Source organism: Acidithrix sp. C25 (genome assembly GCF_904848545.2).
On the sequence record NZ_CAJHCI020000002.1, the window covers coordinates 1,000,647 to 1,020,545 of the forward strand.

The window sequence follows — 19,899 nt, forward strand, 5'->3', positions numbered from 1 at the left end:
GATCGTTTTGGGGGCCAAGGTTGGGATTTTATTAAGGTTGGGATAACGAAAGAAATCCAAACGTTTGGATTTCTTTCGCCATACCTATTCCGTGCATTGCTTACGTAAATGGGTTCGCGAAGGTAAGGACCTTGGCGCCTATCTACCCATTCTGAAAACGTACCTCGGCCATTACGAATTTAGTGATACCGCCTATTACTTAAGCTTGACGGCCGAACTCTATCCAGATATCACCGCCCAGATGGAACAGGCCTTTGGCTATATTATGCCAGAGATTGGAAGTGGCTCAAATGAAACCGACTGACTTCGCCCGAGCATTATCTACCTATTTGTCCCTCTATCTACCAGGCCACAGAAATGTCAGTCCGAATACGATTGACTCCTATCGGGATACCTTTAAGTTGTTTCTTGGCTACTGTCAAGGTGAGCGGCACTTAGCAGTAGAACGACTCACCCTTTGTGATATCGACGATCAGTTAATCATAGGGTTCCTCAACTGGTTGGAAGAGGAACGGCACAACGCTAAATCGACTCGTAACCAACGCCTCGCATGTCTACACGGGTTTTTCCGCTATTTACAAGTTCAAGACCCCGCTGGACTCTTGTCGTACCAGAGGATCCTGGCCATCCCTATGAAAAAGACACCGCAACCGCTCGTCAATCATCTCAGCGCCAACGCAATGCAGCTGATATTATCCCAGCCCAACCGCACAACACGTCAGGGACGGCGCGACACTACGTTGCTCGCTGTGCTCTATGATTCCGGTGCGAGGGTTCAAGAATTGGTCGACCTACGCGTGAGAGATGTGCGACTCGATCCTCCACCGGTTCTCTCGTTGACCGGCAAGGGTAGAAAAACTCGTCAGGTACCGTTGATGTCTCCTACACAAGCGTTGCTCAAGGCGTATCTAAAAGAGAATCATCTGGGTAGTAACCGAACCGATGATGTCCCACTTTTTTGTAACCGTCAGCATCAGAAGCTAACTTCCAAGGGCGTAGCTTATATTCTCGACAAATACGCGGCTTCTGCTCGATTGGTTTCACCAATCGTTCCAGAAGGTATAACTCCCCATGTTTTTCGTCATTCTAAAGCAATGCACTTGCTCCAAGCTGGAGTGAACTTGATCTATATCCGCGACCTCTTGGGGCATGTAGATATTTCCACTACCGAGATTTATGCCCGAGCCGATACCGAGTTGAAACGCCAAGCTCTCGAAAAGGCGTATCCCAACATGATCTCGCCAGATTTGCCCGAATGGAAGGACGATGCTAACCTCCTTGCCTGGTTGACAGGTTTTTGAGGAATTGATACCCGATTATGCGAAGTAAATCAGACCCAAATACCACCGTGAAATGCGGGTATGTCTTTCAACTTCGCATAATCGTTTGCTTCACATAAGGCGGGGTGATTTCTCCGATTTTGGCGAATCTGTTCTTACATTACGCTTTTGACAAATGGATGGTAAAGAACTTCCCGGATGCCCCGTTTGAACGATACGCGGATGACCTTTTGGTACATGTGGAAACAAAGAAACGAGCCGAAGAGATCCTAGAGGCTATAGGTCAGAGAATGACGCAGGTCAAGTTGGAGTTACATCCACAAAAGACCAAAATCGTCTATTGTAAGGACTCCAACCGTAAAGGAGAGTTCGAACAAATACGCTTTGACTTTCTAGGATTTACCTTTGCACCACGCTACGCCCGCAATAAGTTCAAGCAGCAGTTTAACAACTTCCTGCCAGCGGCTTCAGATAAAGCGGTAGAAGAAATGGGCAGAGAACTTAGGCGGTTTCGTATTCACCTCCAAACAGGCCAAACCATAGCCGAACTCGCCAGGCTTTACAACCCGGTGATCTTAGGCTGGATCAACTACTATGGACGCTTCTACAAATCCAGATTAGGCCAACTCCTCCGACGTATCAATATCTATTTGATTAGATGGGCACGCAAAAAGTACAGGCGACTTAGCATACGAGCAAATGCTTGGAAATACCTATCTCAAATAGCCGAACGTGAACCCAATCTTTGGGCTCACTGGTCATTTGGGGTAATACCAAAAGTCGGTTCGCTAGGAGCCGTGTGAATTGAGAGGTTCACGCACGGTTCTGTGAGAGCGGGGAGGGGAAGTTCCTCCCCGCCACTCGACAACCACCCCATGAAAGCCCAGGTCATGAGCATATTGGTGTCTGGATTTGGGCACTACAGTTGAGCAATCACCTTCTTGGTTCGAGCTAGGGTATCTACTACTCCAAGAATAGAGTAGATCTCTTTTTGGGTAGAGTTTGGAGTAGAGGAGATACGAAGGTTATGTAGACGTTTGTTATCATCTAACATCGTTACGTTCAAGCGGCTATGGGTAGACACTTGAGCAAGAATGCTGTGAACACTTCTTTTGTCACCGGCTTGAGATAAGCTAAGTGCAATTGCTCCATAGAGGTGATAAGCAACTACTGAGATAAATAGATGAGCAGCGGTACGACTAGCTAGTTGGTGATAGATCGGTCTCATCCCTAGATTGCTCTTTAGGGCTTTGAATGCATCCTCTACCTTTGTTAGGGTCATATAGAGCTTCCAGATCTCTTCTGGTTCTAGATCGTTCCTATTGGTCTCAATCACATAGGCACCATAGAGAGTCTCAGCTGCTTCTTTTACTTTTGGTTTCTCGGTCAAAACCAGCTCTTTGACTTTTTGGTCATCGCCAGTTATGGTATCTATCTCATAGCGACGTGCAATAGAGCGATGCTCTTGCTTTAGCTTTCCTATTCTTGAAGCCACAGTTGTGGCATTGGAATATTGACCACGCTTAACTGAGTCAGCTAGTTTGTCAAATGCACTCTGGAACTTAGTTTGCATACCTCTAGCAATTGCCTCTTCTTTATCCCTGCGACGCTCTGAGATACATAGGATCTGCTTTATCTTGTTGTCCATGGAGCCACTTGCGTATGGTTGAGCTCTATTGGAATGGTTGGCTTGGGGTTCATTGCTCTGGGAGTGCTTGGCCTGTGGACCGCCAACTTGTGGAGCAGTATCCATCGAATCGATACCGAGGGACTCGCCGCCAAGTGAATGGTTAGCTTGTGGATGAGCGCTGAGTGATCCAGCATCGATGAAATCAACACGCATCGACTCGATGCCCATCGACTCGATGCCCATCGACTCACTGCCTTGTAGATGAACAACTATTTGCTCAGAATCCACCTCAGCACCCAGGTGGCCACCCGACTCAGCAACTTCTCCCTCGGCACCCGATTCGGCAACTTCTCCCTCGGCACCCGACTCAGCAGCTTCTCCCTTGTCATCCACCTCAACGCCAAGGTGGCCACCTATCTCAGCAACTCCCATCTCGGCACCCATCTCAGCACCCGATTCGGCAACTTCTACCTCAGCAACTTCTCCCTCGGCAACTCCCACCTTGCCATCCATCTCGGCACCCGACTCGACAACTCCCACCTTGCCGTCCAGCTCAACACCCAGGTCATCACCCAGTTCTTTGATGTAGATGCTCTCATTGGAGGAGTTCTTGATCTCTAAGAAGGTATCTTTTCCTTGGCGTAGTTCAGCTAGATAGTGTCTAGCTGCATTAGCGCGTGTAATTACCAGATAGCTAAGACCATAGGACTCAATCAGTGCGATGTTGTCATAAGTTGCTATCCCTCTATCCATGATAACCGTTGGGAGATCTTCGCTAAAGAGTCCCTGTCTTAGGTGACTAGAGATACTAGATAAGACATCACCAAGGGTTTCAGGCTCTGACTGATTACCGGGATATATGTGGCTATAGATCGGTAGTCCACGATCATCCACCAAAAGGGCAAGACTTACTAAAGTACAGTCGAAGCGCTTCTCTTTGGAGTGGCCATATTGGGCTAGATCATTACCAAGTGTTCGTCCCTCAAAATAGGCATTGGTAAGATCAAATAAAAAGAGACGCTTATTAGTTGGGTAAAGCTCATTCTCGGCTTTGATAAGTGCCATCTCGATTGAGTCTTTGGCTTCGTAGATAGCATCAGCTATCTCATAAATAGCATCTTTACCGATATTGCTAAGGTCTTGGTCTACCAATTCATAGAGTGCAGAGTCCTCTTTTAGGAAGCGATGTGTTTCAAGATCAGAAGAAGGAGCAACCAAACGAGCACATATTACAGCTTTAGCAATTGCTGTCTCTTTTTCACTAAGGCCACACCGTAGTAGCTGCTCTTTGATCTTCAATCTGTCATAGAAGCTACTAGCTATTAGTTCAGGACCTAAGCGCCTAATATCAGATGCCTCTAGAGATGATGTATTGACATTTAGGAACTCGGCATCTTTTGTGATTACTTCACGATCAGAGCGAAGTGTTTGAGTAACAGAAAAGCTAGATAGAACTTTATCGGCGATTGACTTTAGTTCTAGGTCACCTTCAAACAAAGACTCAGAGCCAGCTAGTCTCATCGTCAATATCTGAGCTAGCTTCTTGTAGTCCTTAGGATCAATCTCAAGTCGTCCTAGATCCATAACTATCTCTTGGCGTACTTTGTCTCCTTCGCGATAAGACCTAACTAACTGATGCTTTATATATTTAGTTCCAGTTGCCTTATTCTTAGTGGTCTTCTCGCGAATGAACATATAACAAGTATACCAGATGAATTACCTTGTAGGTCAATATTCGCAGCTAACTCTCAGCTTAGGGCACTACATTCGCCACTTGAGAAAACCGAACTTCATCTACCAGCATCTCCAAATAGGGGTTACCCCTAAATAGGGGCTAAAAGGGGGCTTAAACAGGCTCTTGGGGGGAATTCAGCCGAAACTGGGGTTAGCTTCAGCGCAGTCTTAGGACCTTTGGCGGTAGTTACCGCTGCAGCCATATTGTCTGGGACTAATCGACCTACAACACCGCCAAAGAAGTAGAGAGCCCTTTCGGTTGCATCTATCACACAAGATACATCTTGATATCTGGTAGCCCAAATAAATGTCTTGCCTGAAAAGGCAAGAGTAGCAACAAAAATAGAGGCTTGGTAGTCGGGATCACTAGCACCTGGCGATGAGTAGATTCCCACCTTATCCCCAGCGAAGTCAATCAATAACTGATCCCCTGGTACATGCTCTAAGTGCATCGTGAGACTACGGTCTTTTTTGGCTTGACGGATAAATTCGGCAAATTGCGAATATCCATAGTGCTCATCGGGAAATTGCTCACAATACTCGTCAAAAAGTACTTTGCGAGTTGGTGGGTTCGGCTTGGCTAGCTCTGTGAGTATTGCATCCAAATTCGGCATTACCGCTCCATTGGATTTTGGACCCGGACTATTTGGATAGCAGATAGCAGAGAGTGCCTCATCGTCAAGGTCGCATGCCTCTTGGGTACTAACGCCTGCTTTGGCGAGCCTATCGAGATGTCGACTTACGCTTTGGTGTGAGATACCAAGCGATGTTGCTATCTCTCTATTGCTGTAACTACCCTTGGCTACAAGAGCCAATAAATTACGGATATCTTTCATATCCACCTTCCATTTCTTTGAAGCCATTTATGTTCATTCCTCCTTTGGCGTCCACATTTTTCAAGACGCCAAAGCAAGTTAATCAGATAAAGAATCAGGTGGTCCAAAGATTTCGGCGAGGTGGTCCAAAGATTGTGGAATCATGGTCCAAAGATTTCAGCGAGGCGGTCCAAAGATTGTGGAAAAGTCATTAGACGAAGAGATCACGCAATTCCTTAGAACGTTTGTCCTAGAACACAAAGCTCAAGGTTACAAAAGAGCATATCGCTACGTCATAGACAAGGGATACCATGTCAATATCAAAAAGGTAAGGTCTCTTTGGCGACAAGCCGGTTTGAAAGTACCCTATAAGAAGAAGAGAAAGTCACCTGTTGGCCATGGACAAGCCATGGGCTACAACGTTCCCCTGGAGAAACACGTTTCATGGGCACTTGACTTTCAATTCGACCAGACAACCGATACTCGTACTATCAAGATCCTAAATATCATTGATGAACATACCTATCAAGTTTCGTAAGTTTCGCCTCCACCGAGACCAGATTGGAGCTAATCTTTAGTAGAACAGATGTTCGATAAAGCTGTCTAGGTGGATCTCTCAGGCTTTATGGTACGCTTCGCTTCAGAGGAAGCATGTGAAGATCATTTGATCAAATTGCTTATGCTATGAGGGATTTAGATGCCCAAAGTGTGACTTCGACCAATTTACCTTAGTCAGGGCAAATCATTTCAAGAAATGCAGCATCTCGAGCTCCACTTTTTCAATGTAAATCTTTTCACCGTCAAACTAGCGTTACCTCCGGGACTATCTTTCATCGAAGCCATATCTCTTTATCCAAGTGGTTTTCTGCTATCTATCTATCTATTGTCCAACGACAAGCGTGGTCTTTCGGCTACTACCCCCTAGCCATCAGAGCCCTTGCTAAATTCGTTCAAGTATCTTATCCAACTGGCTGGTTGATGCTAAATAAGCTACCTAAGGCAATGGCTGAGCGTAATGGCTGAGCGTAATGGCTGACCGAAATGGTTTATACAAACTTGGAGGAAACGCCTGAGTAGATGAGTTCTTTTTAGGTGGTGAGAGCCATGGCGAAGGCTAACGAGGAAAGGGAACAAAACAAACCAATGTTCTAATTGGAGTGTCGATTAGCAATGGTGCTCCTACTCATTGCTTCATGGAAGTAATCAAAGATACCACTGCTAAATCACCCAAAGATGTTTTTGTGAGACGTTGAGATTCCGATACCAAGCTGATAAGTAATGGTAACCCAAGTTACGGGGTATGTGCTGAAAGACCTTGGACTAGCGCACTGGTTCACTCTATCCAAAGACGAACAAGCACATGTAACATTCAAATGGCTCAAGATCCTAAATTGGGAACTGCAAGAAATTTATCGACGGAACATACCACTGTTACTGGCCATTGAGAACTGCAAGTTGGTGGACACGAAGAATGCATACAAGTGGCCATCACTTTTGCACATTTTACCACAGCTCGCGTTTATCTGAGGCCGCTTTTTTTACTATTACAGTAGCTATTTCATTCGGTCCTTCTATGGGCATTTCTTGTCGAGGAGGTGAAATAATGTAACCTTTGGTCGCAAAGGTCTATTAACTACTCCAACTTGCATCCAAGAGCAGTTAATTGTCGATTAGATGAAAGTGCTCCATCGAGGCGCAGTGTGATTTTTAGATAGGGTTGAGATTTCGTTGAGGGCGACTTGGAAAAGATCTCTTTATTATTCTTTTTTATGGGTAGTAGCTACAGGTTGAAAGAGCCTCGTGGGCGAAGATCGTTGGATTGTGCGTAAACGCGAAGCGTTTTCCACATTTCAACTTTCGTTTGCGTAGCAATCGTTCACAACTCAATAACCCCCATTACGTTCCTGGATAGGTGGAGGTTCTAGGTTCTAGATTCTAGAGAACTAGCGAGTAGTGACGGCACCGCAAGTTACCCAACCCAACCAAGAGGCCCCATCGTGAACCCCAATGGCCCGTTGCGCGACGATAGAGCGACGATAGGTTTGCTTGCAATCGAACAAATTGGCCCCATCAGCTCTTGGGCATGAAGTTGACATGGCGAATCAGTTGACATGGCGAATCAGTTGACATGGCGAATCAATGAGATCGTGGAACATTCGCGACAAGGGTTGGATCCCGTGGGCTTTGTCTATATGGTGACGATTCGCTATCCTTGTTGGTTCTCTTTGGTCAAGAGCTAAGACATATCGTCATTAGTTCTCTAAAGTGTGGGGTCTAAAGCGTGAGATCCATGTGTGGTCATTTGATTCATGAGGAACGGAGATTTCTCCGAGTCTGGTGACAGTAGGGCACCAGCAGCTATCAATCGAGAAACCGAATGGATGTATCAATCGTCCTGATAGTCGCCGATATAGATAGAGCACTACACGGATAGAGTCCTATATAGATAGAGCCCAACCAAGGACTATGTTAGGCCTTGGTTGGGCTCTTATTTGATTATTACTGGGTTTCTAAGAGTGTTATCTCTATATCTCTCCCATGAGTTCGCCTACTGCGAGAGGCTCGTCGCAGTGAGGGCACAGCCCGCCAATGCCAACGCGAGTCATGAAGACTCCACAATCGCTACAGCGTTGTATGCCGAGTTCGTGCACTCCACAAGAAGGACACTCATAGATACTGATATTTCGACGAGGTTTACTTATTCCAACTATGGCATTGCTCACCAATCCTTGATGGCGTCTTCGATAGGCTCTATGTTTACAAGTTGCCGAACAATAGATGCGTCGACCGATTGAGACAAATTGACCTCCACAGATAGGACAGGACTTCTTTAGAGAGGGATCATCTAACGCCTCTCTATCGTTGTGATAGGAGGGATCATCTAACGCTGGTCTCTGGCTCATAGTGGCACCACACCTTTACCCGAAAGAGCTTGGCTAAGGCGAATAGAGTCTCCTTTGGTTTCTATGAGATGGCCATGATGAGCCAGACGATCAACAAGTGCTGCAGCGAGAGATCTAGGCGTGATGATCTCGTCGAAGGACGCTATAGGGTAATTCGAGGTCACAATCATTGAAGTCTTCTCATAACAAGCATCGACCGCCCGATAGAGAGACTCTGATTCCATAGAGTTCATAGGAAGTATTCCTAGGTCGTCAATGACAATCAAATCCATTCTCATCAATTTGAGCATCATCTTCGCCAAGGTGTCAGTGGCCTTAGCTATATCCATATAACGACACAGAGTTTCAGGGGTGTACCAAGCTACCCTGAAACCTGCTTCGATTCCAGCACTTGCAAGTGCCTCCGCCAGAAAGCTCTTACCCGTTCCAGGAGGACCAAGAACCAGTAAGTTCTCTTTAGTCTTACCCACTCCAAGTTGGACAATCCCATAATGGTTCTATTTGGAATCGATGATATGGATGAGTCAAACCCCTCTAGGGTTCGATTGGAGGGGAGATTCGCTGCTATGCGGCGAATCTCTAACGTAGAAGCATTTCTGCCTTTTAGCTCGATTTCCAATAGCAGCCGGATCATCTCCATGGGATCCCATCGCTGTGCTCGGGCCGAAAGAGCTAAATCATAGTAGCTCCGCCTAATATGAGGAAGCCTAAGACGCTTGGTCATAGCTTCGATCTCGTCTTGGATTATATTATCGGCCATTATGACACCGCCGCAAGTTTGGACCAGGCGTCAGTAGATGCACCATAGGGACCCTGTGGTGAGCTAGATGCACCATTAGAACTCTGTGGTTTGGAACTCTGTGGTGAAGTGGCCTTAGTTCCACTACGAGCTGACCTTTTGTGAATTACCAAGAGATCAGCTATTACCGAGTGATTGAAGGCTCCAAGACGAAGTGACTCCTCAATTATTGAAGAGGAGACTTCATTATTGGCGTAGCCCACTAGATCTGCTATCGAGGTTTCAATACCGCTGGCTCCACTATTACAAGCCCTAATGAGCCATTGGCTAGCATCAGGTGTAATTGAAAGAAACTTAGCCTGAGTTTCATTGGTCGGAATCGGCATCCTCACAAGTGGGCCATTGGGATGATCTGGTTCCTTATGAGAATCGTCAATGACATAGCTGAAAGCTTCTCCTCTTGCATGGCGAGCTATTTCGTTAACATATCCACCAGCTTCTTCCTGGGCTACGATGACCACTTCTTCCCCAACGCTGCGAACATAGACTACTTCGCGACGATATTTCGCTGGTACCGAGTAACCACAGTGGTTGAACCTAACGATGGGCATCTTTGGCTCTACCTTGCGCATCACTCCATAAGCACCGAGATAAGGCACTTTAGGAAGGCTATGAAATGTCATAGCCTCAGATTGAAGTACCACTGATGGGATCTTGCCTGAGGTTGAGTGGACAACGGAGTTGATAGAAGTGGTATAGGCGGCACATGCAGCTTCAAGTTCAGCGATGTTCCTGTAGTTTTGAACGAGGTTGGTGTCTTTTGGGCAGATATCTTCTTTTGCCACCCTAACTGCAGCTTCTACTCCACCTTTTGATGCTGGATCATAGACAACGCAAGTTTGGATACTAAAGCCATACGCACTAGCGAAGGAGACCATCTTGGGGTTAATGACAGCCACCCCTGCGATATGCTTCACCGCAGCAGTCTTAGCGTTGTCGGTGAGTACATAAGCCGGAATACCCCCTATGTACCTAAAGCAGTAATCTAAGGCCATAATCACATTGGGCAGTGACTGATCCGGGATCCATTTAACGATCCTCACCTTAGAGAAAGGGAGATAGAAGTGAAAGAGTGTGGTCTTTTTCCCATCGATCACAGGACCATGAAGAAAAGTCATACTGTGCCCATTTCCCCATCTCGGCAATCCAAGGCCAAAAGATTCTTTGCGTAGATTTCCTCCAGGCGACCTTGGCTGTAGCTACAGCTCTTCTAGTGCTTCGAATTGAACCGTTATAACCTAGCGCCACCAGCCTGACATGGATCGCCTTAGCCCGGACCTTAGCCTTAGACTTGTCAACGGCTTCCTCAATTACGCCAGCGAACTTATCGGTGGCCTTAGGACGCCTCTCATATTGACCCTGTCGTATCAGTTGTCCGGCATTTCGTGCTTGAACATACTTCTTTAGGGGTATTAGGAGAACAGCCAACGAACTGCGCTGCTCCGTTATACGATCTAAAAAGATCGTAAGCCTCAATAATTTCCATGGATTCTTTGCTATCCTTCACTTTGGGCCCTTTCTTGGCATTAGGAGTGGTATAAATCCATAATGCCCCAAGATAAGGGCCTTCATTCTTCTTTTTTCTCAAAAAGTGATAGCCAGACCGCCTTTGCATGCCCACTCTCGGGTCCAGGAGACCCGAGAGTGGGCCGTCACGCTAGGCGGTCATCCTGTATGCAATTTTCGTGGCTATATTCATTCATGCCAAATGGCCATATTCATGCATTTTCAAATGGCCGTTGACATACCACGGAGATGAGGAACATAAGCAACTTATGCCTCGAGGAATTCGCATACCGATTCAACGCAAGGCACTTTGAAATGTCCTTGGTAGAGCGACTTCTCAATACATGTGTGTTTGCGTCTCCACATCCGCTACTCCGCGAATCTGACTCCAAAATGGCTCTTGCTTACGAAACTTGATAAGTATGTTGATGAATACTCAAGCCCTAGGTTTTGAGGGAAGCCCTAGCGTCAATAACAGCCAGATCGATCGATTCACTAGGGGTTATTGCCGTCCTAGATGATATCGTAGCAAGCCGAGGTCATCCTATCTATATAAGGTGTGACAACGGACCAGAGTTCATCTCGAAAGCTCTTTCGGATCATAGAAGGAGATAGTCGACGCGCCATATGCTGACATCGCCATCCCTCCAACATTGCATCAAATAACATCGGCTCTACGCGCAGTGGCGTTCCAGCACCCACCAAAACCAATGCAGCCGAACCAGACGGTCGTCTCATTCGTGCTCCTCCCTGTTGTGGCATCAGATACAACATTATGTACTTCGACCCAACTTATTAGATGCATCATTATTGCATCTAGCTGACTATAGGTGTTATATATCCATTCCCACCAGCGCTTTGGTGCGCGATGGACAAACTTCTATAGAACTGCTTAAAACTGTTTTCCCAGGTGGGAACTAATCACGAACCATGCTGAATGATGCATCAGACCTAACATTGCTCATTTTACGCAAACGAAAGTTGAAATGTGGAAAACGCTTCGCGTTTACGCACAATCGATTGATCTTCGCCCACAGGCTCAACAAACAGCTACTACTAATTACTTAAAAAGCTCTATGGATTTGCCCTAGAGTCGCTAACCCCTAAAAACAACCCGATCCAAAAATAACATTAATTTTGGACCATTAAATGGGGACCCGCCAGTTGTATTTTCCGGCTGCTATGGTTTTGAATTGTATTAGTTGGCTTGTGGGTATTAATCAGTCTTTTCCGTTAATCTAACAGGATGGAGTTTTGTTAATTTATGCACATGTCAAAATGATTTGTAACTTCGCAGTCACATCATTACGGGACTCATGGCGGACATGAGAAGGGAGTGAAATCTTCAGGGTGATGTTTCAAAGTTGTTTCTTTCCCGAGGAGATATCCCTCGAAATTTTATTGTGTGAGCTCGTTTTGCTGTTTATTGACTTTGTGATAGCGAATATCGTTTGAAATGTAACTTTCTTTTTTTATTCTTATAATTTCGGTGGATATCCCAGAAGGAGAGCCTCCAATATATCGGACTTATTAATGTTTCGAATATCGGTCATAAAATTCTCTATGGCTTGCTGTGATGTCCTGCCTTTCGCCACCGTTTCATCTGGATTGTCCTGTGATTAACCGGCTAATCCTGTTTCAAGCAATCTATGGACTTTTGAAGATTTCAAGTCGCCTGTCGTCGGTAACGATCTTCTCTGCTGAGACGTCGAATCTGTTCTTCATGACGACGAACATTGTCTGCTAGAACTTCGACTGCAGTGCGTAGGTGACTGATTTCGGCAGATAATCCCAAAAAGGTGTGTACATCTCGACTGATATTGCGGTACTCCGTTACAGTTGCACGAAGTTCTTCATTTCGATAAAGTCTGTTTCTCGTGATTCCTATCCGACGGGCAACTTCAACAAAACTAACCACTTTGCCTTCGTCAACTAGCTCTCGGCAAGCTTGCTCCACTTTGGAAATGACCTCTGGTGACGTCAATTTGAACCTGCTTGTTCTATGAGTGCGTCAAGACGTGCCACTAAAGAGCGGTGACGATCAGCTTCGGTGATCCAACCCCTATTAGTCGCGTCCTCTGCCAGTATTTGACTATCCCTGCGCTGGGAATCAAGAACCGCAACGTTAGTGGCATCAACGCTAAAGTTGGCACAGTGCTCACAGATATTGCAATACGAGCATGGCCCTTGTGCTACTGAGCGCAGACAGTGTCCTTTAGAGAGCCTGGATTTGATAAGAGGAGCACTCTGCCAGGGGCTAGATTCATCTAGTGTTACCGCAATGTACTCACGCTTTTTCGGTATTGGTCCAATCCTGGCTTTTACCAAGTTAAGAGCCCTTTCATATTCTGCTCGAACGGTTGAATCAAAAAGACGGCCATATCGAAGACTCATTTCTGATGATTTATGTCCTAACAAAGCCATTAGAACCTGAAGTGATACTCCAGAATTTACCATAGAAGTGGCAAAAGTATGACGGAGTTGATGGGGAGTTACATGCCTAATCCCCGCTTCTTCGCCAGCTCTGCAAAGTTCTTCTCTTAACGCATTTTGTGATAATCGCCTACCGTAGTGCATAAAGAGAAACTGGGCAGGTTTGCCAGTTCGGGGATGAATTAATGCCCTTCCGCAACTTCGTGTAGCAACAATAGAGTCAATGATTGAGACCGTCTCCTCATCAAGGGGACCATACGCTCGGTGTCGAGTTTCCCAAGAGGCACCTTTAGCCATGAACCATTGTTTGGGATCTCATGGATACAGTCCAGTTCAAGATCCAATAGTTCCCCGATTCTAAGTCCAGTAGCTCGGGCTAATAAAAGTGCATCGGCAGCTAGACGGTGGTTGGAACTTCGCAGTGCCAGTGTGAGCCTGCGGTCTGCATCTATGGGTATATACCGTGGAAGCGGATCAGGCAGGCGAGGCATATCGGAGCGAAATATCAAAATACGACTTGGGATGTCCTCCCAGCCCCATTCGGTTATATCTCTAAAAAAACATGTAACTGCGAGGATGCGCCGTGCTTGGTCGGCTGTTGTAATTGGTTTGCCAGTTCGGGAATTAATTGCAGTTGCGATTGAATTTAGATATGGCTCGATGTGACGGCGTCGCTCTAGATCTCTAATTGAGGTAAGTTCAGGATCACATTTGGAAATAAAGCGACCAAAGTGTGACAGACGAGTTGCCAGCGAGCTTACAGTTTTTAGCCTACAGGTCCCCGATTTCCGCTCCAAATACTCAATCAGTGAAGACTGCAATGCTGGATGCGTATCAGACATTCTCACTAAAAATGACTTGGGCACCAAACAAGGTTTGGGCGGAGACTCAAGCACTCCTAGATGAAAAAGTATCCGTTCGGCTGCAGTGAGTGCAATTTTATAGTGTTCCCAGCCCTGACCGGTCGCATCCTTACGTTCCCGACAGGCGTTGGCTAGGTCACTAAGGTCAGAGGCTTTCAGTTCATGAAGGCTTTTGCCACTCTGTATTAGCAGTCGTGCAATCGTCTGAGATGCGACTCGTATAGAAACCTTTTCGCTAAATCCAGCTTTCTGTGCGCCAAGTAGAAAAGAATCGATATCACTTTTTATAGGGCTCGCCTCGAGTTCATGCCAGAATCCACAAAGCTTTCGCTCCACCAAATAGTCATAACCTGGATGTAAATACCCATGCAGCATTAAAAAAAGAAGAAATCGCCCAGCTTTGGGGAATTCAGTCAATCTCAACGAAAGTGGGAGATCTGATAAGGTCTCAAGATCTGGGTGCAATTCGAAATACGAAGTCGCAATATTTATAAGCCTAGATTTGCCAAATGGGTCAACTCTTAGAACGCTAGCGTAGTGAAGGAGGATGTCTTCCTTTGAGCAATTAGCGTAAGTTGCGACTACGGGCATAAGCTGCATCAAATTCAGCCTTTATATGGATAGGTGCAAGATGGATATAACGGGTGGTGGTATCTGTGTGGGTATGTCCGAGCAGTGCTTGCATAACTGCCAAATCGACCCCGGCCTCAGCTAGGCAAGTGCCAAAACTGTGTCTTAGGGAATGTGGGTTCCCGCCGACAACGCCACTTGTAATGCGGTGATAGCGAAAGATGGACCGAAGCCCTGCAGAAGAAAGAGGAAGTCCACGATTTGGACCTTTGGCAACCAGGAAAAGGCAGTCACTCAAAGATTCTGGACGTTCAACTAGAAGGTAGGTCTGGATAACTCCAGCCACATCAATATCAAGGGGGACCTTGCGCTCCTTCCTCCCCTTGCCTAAGACATGAATCCATCTTGCCCCAATGTCTATATCTGTGACTTTGAGACCAAGTACCTCACTCGAGCGAAGACCACAGTAGACCATAAGTCCGCAAATGGCCCTATCGCGCCAGGTCTTCATGTCCTCAATAAGATTGACGACTTCCTTAGAGCTAAGAGCATGAGGCAGACGCTTTGAATCTCTAAGTCTCAGTTCTGAACGGTATTTTGGCCCTCGGTTTATATGGGCCAAAAGCCCATTACGTTCAGACGAAGACAACCGCCGGACATTTACACCACGTGGAATCGGACTCCTTTTTTCCGGATCTCGCATTGACCAAAACCCGAACAATCCGGAGATGGCAGCTAGGCGATGATTGACCGTAGCGGGCGCGTAACCATCAACTCTTGTACCATCAATGCGCACAACATTGGAGGTGGACCGGCCTAGAACTGTGGCCTGACGGCATGAAGATAGATACTTGAGCAGTACCTTGGTGTCTACTGTATCCAAATCAATTTTCTCTGTCAACAGCCACCGACAAAAAGCAAGGAGCGAAAAGGCGTAGGAGCGAACAGTCTTCGGTGAATAGTTGCGGTCAGCTAGATAACCGAGGTAATCGTTCACAAGCTGGAGCCCAGCTAACCAAGAGCCAGTCAGTACCCAAGTGTCGTTTACATACTCAACCCGAAGTTCAACTTCATTCATAGATACAGATGTACCATAGATGATCCAAAAAAGCAAGAGGTTTCCATCATTTTCTGGGTTTATTTACTAATTTGGAAACGCTCGATCGCTATGGCCCAATACGTCTAAGTGAGTGACTGCGGTCGCCATTCAATGCCGACGACGCGCCATGAGAGATTTGTTGGTTACAGACAGATCCCTTTGGGATCTGTCAATTTCGCTAAGATTCACCTATTTGGCGCTCCTTTTGAGCTTGCCACTTGGATGGCTTCTAGTCAACCAAGTGAAATTGCATTTGCCCGTAAAGCCGTATTTATCGGCGTTGTCGTGATAATCGATGACAACTTGGCCCTGGGCTTACTAAGAATTTAGACCAAGGAGATTAATTCTGATCGATTCTTTGGCTTTAGGATCAATCAGAATCTGGCGATAGTCCTATAGTTTTTGGATTCCTCGAGAATCCACCCGACACCAGCGCAAGTGAGATAGCCTCAGATGTCTACGTGAAGCCCATGGCCCAAGGCATCAAAGAGAAGGGCCGCTGTGGCGAGTATGATTGTTGCGAATATGGTTGTAGAGGGGTATTCCTCAATCTTTCTGAGCCCTAGGCCGCAATTCGATGATTTAGGTGACTTGGAGACAAAAGTGAGGTATTCCTCCCCGATTGTTTTGGATTCAATTCACATCCGCATTGCTTATGGACCAGGCACCGCCTTTAGCTAACCCGATGACACTTTGAGATCGCCAATGCGTAAAGACTTCAAAAGGGGCTATGGATTTGTGGACCAAGAACACGGGCTAACCCCAAAGCTATGGCTTTCGTCCATCGATTTGTCATCGGCTACTCTTGGTCAACAAGACCCACAGCCCGTCACTACTACCAATTAAACAAAAGGTTCTTTATTTTTGGTCCTGCTCTAAGTTGTCATAGCCATAGCCAACATCTGCGTTTTTTCTTGGTAGGTGAAGTTGAGGAATCATAGTTGTTAGACCATCTGATCAAGCTCATCGGAGCTGGTTAAATCCGGTGTTTCCACTAATCCATATAGAAATGAGATCTTATTAGCCGGTTAACAGTGAATATTTCATTTTCTCAAAGAGCGATTCCTCGTCCACCTCTAGCCAGAGACAATCTCGAAATAGTTGATCGTTTGATGTAGCTACAACGGGAACAAGACCTGACTCCACTAGGTATGAATTTTCATTGGAGCAGAAATCCATATGTCCCCCTTTGTCTGGTGCTATGACTGGTTTGGACATCATCATAGCTTCTGCATAAGGCAATCCGAAACCTTCTCCGCGAGATGGTAAGACGAATACGTCGGATCGATGGTAGAGATCTTTGATCTCGGAGGTGTCCAAGTTTTCTGTGATGATTGTGATCTTTTCCAAAAGCTCCTGACGCAATCCTTGGGGAAGCACTCCATCCATGAATTTTATTAATTCAGGCGTACTAATACCATTTACCTTCAGGATGAGGCGAGAGTCTTGGTGCACACTAGCGACTCCTTCGAATGCTCGCAATAGAGATGCTAGATCTTTCCTATCCTGAAAGTCGAAGATCGATAGGTAGGTGAAGGGGTGCGATGCTGACGTATCTTCAGTTCTTACATCTCTTGTCGGTATATTTAGTGCGTTAACTATTATGGGAACTCGGCGAATTTTGGTGGGATCTAATCCTGATGCGATAAATATGGATCGGTCGTACTCCGAAAAGGTCCAAATTTCGTCAAATTGTCGAAGGGAACTAGCAATTGTCTTTGGAATTGACCAAGCTTCCCAGGAGGTTCGAGCGATTTTGACTTTTGATCTTGTCAATGGCGTGATCTTCGAGATCCAAGTCAAAGGTGTATTGATTATTGTGGTGCTATAACTTTGTCCCCGCACGTCGGAGAGTGGCGGATATTCGCTTCTGTAGTCGGTTGCTAGTACGTCGAATTTTTCAAGTCGCACCCCTTGCGGTCAGTCGCTTAGAAGCGTGGCACAGTCTTTCGAAAATCCACTGTTTCCCTGGAAGAGCCCCATATAAGCAACCGATAGTGAGGATTGGTCGTTTGTGGTTACTTCGTTCGATGGAGTGTTTTTCTGAGTCGAGCGATGGTTTACCTTTTTAGCCATCGCAATGACATCAAGGGGTGCAATTTCGCTGATGCGCCGGCAAGCCCCTTCAATTGGCGCAAATCCGGCGGCCTTGAGCATCTCCTTCATTAGTTCGATGGGATAGAGACGAATGTTAGTGGAGTCAAGCCAGAAGTTGAAAGAGGTGACAAACGGGTTTGTGAAATCTGGAGTTTGAAGCAATATGGTTCCACCGTCGTCGATTCGACTATGTATCCATTTGAAAATCTCTTCAGCGTGACTCGGTTGCAGATGTTCGATGATATGGCCCATGAATACTCCGTCGAATGACGAGATCTCGATGTCGTTTAGAGTCTCCGACAGCCAGCCTTCGAATACGGTGAAGCCGTCTGATCGGAGGTTTGACACCAGAACGGGGTCAGCCTCTATCCCAATTGCATCGATGCCACGTTCTCGCAGCGCGCGCAACATCGAACCTTGTCCACAGCCAATGTCTAGGACCTTTCGTCTTCCCGCGAAGTACTGCGAGAGGTGTAGTGCGATTTGATAAGTTTGATCGTCACTACCCTCGAAGACATGAGCCACCAATCGGTTATTATTCGATGCGGACAAGTTATTGATCAGTTCGCGATGGTGGGATTTCGACCAAAGGTCTTTTCGAGTGTTGGCTAAGGTAAATAGTTGTTCGCGAATTTGCTTAAGTTGACGATTCGAATCAGCATCTGAGGCGTCGATAAGTGTGAGAGCGCTTTGAAAGTCCCCCAAATTTGTAAGTTGCTGTACGACTTGCAATACCAAATCGACGGTTACTGGACTTTGAGACCAAACGGTCATCGCATCTGTAATTATGCTGTAAGCATCGAGGATGTGTTGCGAGTTGGCAAGCGACTGAATGTGCTCGACCGCCTTACTGGCAATGTGCTCCCAAAGATAACTCTTTGCTCTTTCGTGTGCTAATTTCGCGAATTGTGGAAGTTCGTAGCGATACGTAAGTACATTTCGCAATGTATTGGCAATGTCGATCGGTGAGCATTCGAGGTACCAGAGCCTGTCGGAGAGCAAACTATTGCTGACTACCGGAATGTCTTGAACAACAATATCAGATTTGATTAGGACCGATATGTCCGAAGTGCAAAATTCGTTTGTTGGACCATTTGCGGTGTGAATTACTGGGGTGCCTAGTGCCATAGCTTCAAGGACTGGCATGCCGAATCCCTCTCCTCTGTAAGGGTGTATTAGAGCATCTGATCCCTGAATCAAGTCGTAGAGCTCCCTTTGATCCAAATGTTCGTCGATAATTTCGACGATTGTTTGGATTTCGGGGTGTTCTGTGAGCTTTTGCTCTACGAGAGATTGGCCGAGGTATGCACCGCCGGAGCCAACTTTTTTTATAGTTAGGCGTAACTTTGATTGCTCGGCTGCAGAAAGCAGAGCGATGCCGTCCATTAGGAGATCAACGCCCTTCCTAAATATGGCGCCGCCGAGAAATAAGAGGCGAAAAGGATCGTTGTATGTAGTCGATTTTGTGTTTGATAGTTTTTCAGCCCCCAGTTTCAGAGCGTCAGAATTTACGCCGTAGGGAATTACTCGAATCTTTTTGTGATCAACCCCAGACTGTACGTAACATGCTTTAACGAATTCAGTTGGAACCCAAACCTGATCCGCCGAAGCCACGCCCTCAATCCAACTTATTGGGATCGAACCGAACTCCCAAGGTTGTAAGACGACCAACTTTTCATCTGGAGAGTACTTCGTCCAAATTGGCGGCCAAACCATTCGGATTCTTATATCGCAGGAGGCGTCTCTATCTGCAACCTGAAGCTTAGAGTTATTTATAAGTAAGTGTTTTGAGAGTTTTTTTGCGGATGTGTCGAATGGGAGCAGCGAAACATCAAAGCCAAGTTCGAGAAGTGACTCGGCAAGCGAAATATTTACGATCGCATAGCTTCCCGATGTGTCCAGATTGCCTTCAATTATTATCTTTTCCACATTGCCTCTTGTATTCGAATTTACGACCTCTTTAGGTTTGATAAATATCGTCTCGTTTGGCGTTGTGCTTGAACATGGCAGCAGTTTTCCTGACCCATCTTTCGCAGAATTCCCGAAAAATCGCCCCAATTAGCCCCTTTTGAGGGGATTTTGGGCGTTTTACAACTTGTGTGATTTATAGATTCCATGGTAGATGGCTATTAGATCTTTTTGGGTCGCAAATGTAGTGTCCTAATTTTTG

General features: G+C 46.2%; 17 protein-coding genes and 3 pseudogenes. 7 read left to right on the forward strand and 13 right to left on the reverse strand.

What is annotated here, in order from left to right; genetic code table 11:
* Positions 1-91: 91 nt before the first annotated feature.
* From ACIDITHRIX25_RS97585 to ACIDITHRIX25_RS97595, 3 genes are all read left to right on the forward strand, one after another.
* The gene (locus tag ACIDITHRIX25_RS97585) at positions 92-304 is read left to right on the forward strand and encodes a site-specific integrase (RefSeq protein ID WP_201733403.1); all 213 of its coding nucleotides are present in this window, start codon (positions 92-94) and stop codon (positions 302-304) included.
* Complete coding sequence (locus tag ACIDITHRIX25_RS97590; RefSeq protein ID WP_201733404.1) at positions 291-1,301, forward strand: site-specific integrase; 1,011 nt, start codon at positions 291-293, stop codon at positions 1,299-1,301. Before ACIDITHRIX25_RS97585 ends, ACIDITHRIX25_RS97590 begins: the two co-directional genes overlap by 14 nt.
* A 104-nt stretch (positions 1,302-1,405) precedes the next feature.
* Complete coding sequence (locus ACIDITHRIX25_RS97595) at positions 1,406-2,083, forward strand: group II intron maturase-specific domain-containing protein (RefSeq protein WP_201733405.1); 678 nt, start codon at positions 1,406-1,408, stop codon at positions 2,081-2,083.
* A gap of 116 nt (positions 2,084-2,199) precedes the next feature.
* On the opposite strand, the gene ACIDITHRIX25_RS97600 is transcribed toward ACIDITHRIX25_RS97595, so the two are convergent.
* Together ACIDITHRIX25_RS97600 and ACIDITHRIX25_RS97605 are read right to left on the reverse strand one after the other, a co-directional pair.
* Positions 2,200-4,605, reverse strand: a complete 2,406-nt coding sequence (locus tag ACIDITHRIX25_RS97600; RefSeq protein WP_201733406.1) for an IS1634 family transposase — start codon at positions 4,603-4,605, stop codon at positions 2,200-2,202.
* A gap of 128 nt (positions 4,606-4,733) precedes the next feature.
* Complete coding sequence (locus tag ACIDITHRIX25_RS97605; protein ID WP_201733407.1) at positions 4,734-5,507, reverse strand: winged helix-turn-helix transcriptional regulator; 774 nt, start codon at positions 5,505-5,507, stop codon at positions 4,734-4,736.
* 151 nt (positions 5,508-5,658) lie between these two features.
* Between ACIDITHRIX25_RS97605 and ACIDITHRIX25_RS97610 the strand changes: the two genes are divergently transcribed.
* Both ACIDITHRIX25_RS97610 and ACIDITHRIX25_RS97615 read left to right on the forward strand, forming a co-directional pair.
* Entirely contained in the window at positions 5,659-5,997 is a 339-nt protein-coding gene (locus tag ACIDITHRIX25_RS97610; protein WP_213333454.1) for a helix-turn-helix domain-containing protein, read from the forward strand.
* A 69-nt stretch (positions 5,998-6,066) separates the two neighbouring features.
* Positions 6,067-6,888, forward strand: a pseudogene (locus tag ACIDITHRIX25_RS97615) (IS1595 family transposase); the annotation flags it as partial.
* A gap of 1,096 nt (positions 6,889-7,984) precedes the next feature.
* Here ACIDITHRIX25_RS97615 and ACIDITHRIX25_RS97620 read toward each other — a convergent pair.
* The 4 genes and pseudogenes from ACIDITHRIX25_RS97620 to ACIDITHRIX25_RS97635 all read right to left on the reverse strand — a co-directional run bounded on the left by ACIDITHRIX25_RS97620 (position 7,985) and on the right by ACIDITHRIX25_RS97635 (position 10,637).
* Complete coding sequence (locus ACIDITHRIX25_RS97620) at positions 7,985-8,362, reverse strand: hypothetical protein (protein ID WP_201731841.1); 378 nt, start codon at positions 8,360-8,362, stop codon at positions 7,985-7,987.
* Positions 8,359-9,122: pseudogene (gene istB / locus ACIDITHRIX25_RS97625) on the reverse strand (IS21-like element helper ATPase IstB). The gene ACIDITHRIX25_RS97620 and the pseudogene istB overlap by 4 nt, the downstream one beginning before the upstream one ends.
* Positions 9,122-10,279, reverse strand: a complete 1,158-nt coding sequence (locus ACIDITHRIX25_RS97630) for a Mu transposase domain-containing protein (RefSeq protein ID WP_201731840.1) — start codon at positions 10,277-10,279, stop codon at positions 9,122-9,124. Before ACIDITHRIX25_RS97630 ends, istB begins: the two are co-directional and overlap by 1 nt.
* The gene (locus ACIDITHRIX25_RS97635; protein ID WP_201733409.1) at positions 10,206-10,637 is read right to left on the reverse strand and encodes a hypothetical protein; all 432 of its coding nucleotides are present in this window, start codon (positions 10,635-10,637) and stop codon (positions 10,206-10,208) included. The genes ACIDITHRIX25_RS97630 and ACIDITHRIX25_RS97635 overlap by 74 nt, the downstream gene beginning before the upstream one ends.
* 266 nt (positions 10,638-10,903) lie before the next feature.
* On the opposite strand from ACIDITHRIX25_RS97635, the pseudogene ACIDITHRIX25_RS97640 reads away from it, so the two are divergent.
* Positions 10,904-11,084 (forward strand): annotated as a pseudogene (locus ACIDITHRIX25_RS97640) (IS1595-like element ISAxf1 family transposase); the annotation flags it as partial.
* Between the two features lie 96 nt (positions 11,085-11,180).
* Here ACIDITHRIX25_RS97640 and ACIDITHRIX25_RS97645 read toward each other — a convergent pair.
* The 5 genes from ACIDITHRIX25_RS97645 to ACIDITHRIX25_RS97665 all read right to left on the reverse strand — a co-directional run bounded on the left by ACIDITHRIX25_RS97645 (position 11,181) and on the right by ACIDITHRIX25_RS97665 (position 15,647).
* On the reverse strand, positions 11,181-11,405 hold the full coding sequence (locus ACIDITHRIX25_RS97645) for a hypothetical protein (RefSeq protein ID WP_201733410.1): 225 nt from the start codon (positions 11,403-11,405) through the stop codon (positions 11,181-11,183).
* Between the two features lie 928 nt (positions 11,406-12,333).
* Entirely contained in the window at positions 12,334-12,651 is a 318-nt protein-coding gene (locus ACIDITHRIX25_RS97650; protein ID WP_201733411.1) for a DUF6262 family protein, read from the reverse strand.
* Positions 12,648-13,397 (reverse strand): tyrosine-type recombinase/integrase, encoded by a 750-nt coding sequence (locus tag ACIDITHRIX25_RS97655; protein WP_201733412.1) that lies wholly within the window; start codon positions 13,395-13,397, stop codon positions 12,648-12,650. Before ACIDITHRIX25_RS97655 ends, ACIDITHRIX25_RS97650 begins: the two co-directional genes overlap by 4 nt.
* Complete coding sequence (locus tag ACIDITHRIX25_RS97660; protein WP_201733413.1) at positions 13,283-14,563, reverse strand: hypothetical protein; 1,281 nt, start codon at positions 14,561-14,563, stop codon at positions 13,283-13,285. The genes ACIDITHRIX25_RS97655 and ACIDITHRIX25_RS97660 overlap by 115 nt, the downstream gene beginning before the upstream one ends.
* The gene (locus tag ACIDITHRIX25_RS97665; RefSeq protein WP_201733414.1) at positions 14,529-15,647 is read right to left on the reverse strand and encodes a tyrosine-type recombinase/integrase; all 1,119 of its coding nucleotides are present in this window, start codon (positions 15,645-15,647) and stop codon (positions 14,529-14,531) included. Before ACIDITHRIX25_RS97665 ends, ACIDITHRIX25_RS97660 begins: the two co-directional genes overlap by 35 nt.
* 72 nt (positions 15,648-15,719) lie before the next feature.
* Between ACIDITHRIX25_RS97665 and ACIDITHRIX25_RS97670 the strand changes: the two genes are divergently transcribed.
* Entirely contained in the window at positions 15,720-15,962 is a 243-nt protein-coding gene (locus tag ACIDITHRIX25_RS97670; RefSeq protein ID WP_201733415.1) for a hypothetical protein, read from the forward strand.
* Between the two features lie 690 nt (positions 15,963-16,652).
* Here ACIDITHRIX25_RS97670 and ACIDITHRIX25_RS97675 read toward each other — a convergent pair.
* Positions 16,653-17,408 carry a glycosyltransferase family 4 protein gene (locus ACIDITHRIX25_RS97675; RefSeq protein ID WP_201733417.1) on the reverse strand — a complete coding sequence of 252 codons (756 nt, stop codon included), beginning with the start codon at positions 17,406-17,408 and terminating at the stop codon, positions 16,653-16,655.
* A 144-nt stretch (positions 17,409-17,552) separates the two neighbouring features.
* Entirely contained in the window at positions 17,553-19,658 is a 2,106-nt protein-coding gene (locus ACIDITHRIX25_RS97680; RefSeq protein WP_201733418.1) for a methyltransferase domain-containing protein, read from the reverse strand.
* Positions 19,659-19,899 lie beyond the last annotated feature (241 nt).

Bases quoted from the DNA above. Each gene is read 5' to 3' on its own strand.
- ACIDITHRIX25_RS97600 (WP_201733406.1), bottom strand. From the start codon at position 4,605: ATGTTCATTCGCGAGAAGACCACTAAGAATAAGGCAACTGGAACTAAA.
- ACIDITHRIX25_RS97590 (WP_201733404.1), top strand. From the start codon at position 291: ATGAAACCGACTGACTTCGCCCGAGCATTATCTACCTATTTGTCCCTC.
- ACIDITHRIX25_RS97605 (WP_201733407.1), bottom strand. From the start codon at position 5,507: ATGGCTTCAAAGAAATGGAAGGTGGATATGAAAGATATCCGTAATTTA.
- ACIDITHRIX25_RS97630 (WP_201731840.1), bottom strand. From the start codon at position 10,279: ATGACTTTTCTTCATGGTCCTGTGATCGATGGGAAAAAGACCACACTC.
- ACIDITHRIX25_RS97645 (WP_201733410.1), bottom strand. From the start codon at position 11,405: ATGAGACGACCGTCTGGTTCGGCTGCATTGGTTTTGGTGGGTGCTGGA.
- ACIDITHRIX25_RS97660 (WP_201733413.1), bottom strand. From the start codon at position 14,563: ATGCAGCTTATGCCCGTAGTCGCAACTTACGCTAATTGCTCAAAGGAA.
- ACIDITHRIX25_RS97620 (WP_201731841.1), bottom strand. From the start codon at position 8,362: ATGAGCCAGAGACCAGCGTTAGATGATCCCTCCTATCACAACGATAGA.
- ACIDITHRIX25_RS97655 (WP_201733412.1), bottom strand. From the start codon at position 13,397: ATGGCTAAAGGTGCCTCTTGGGAAACTCGACACCGAGCGTATGGTCCC.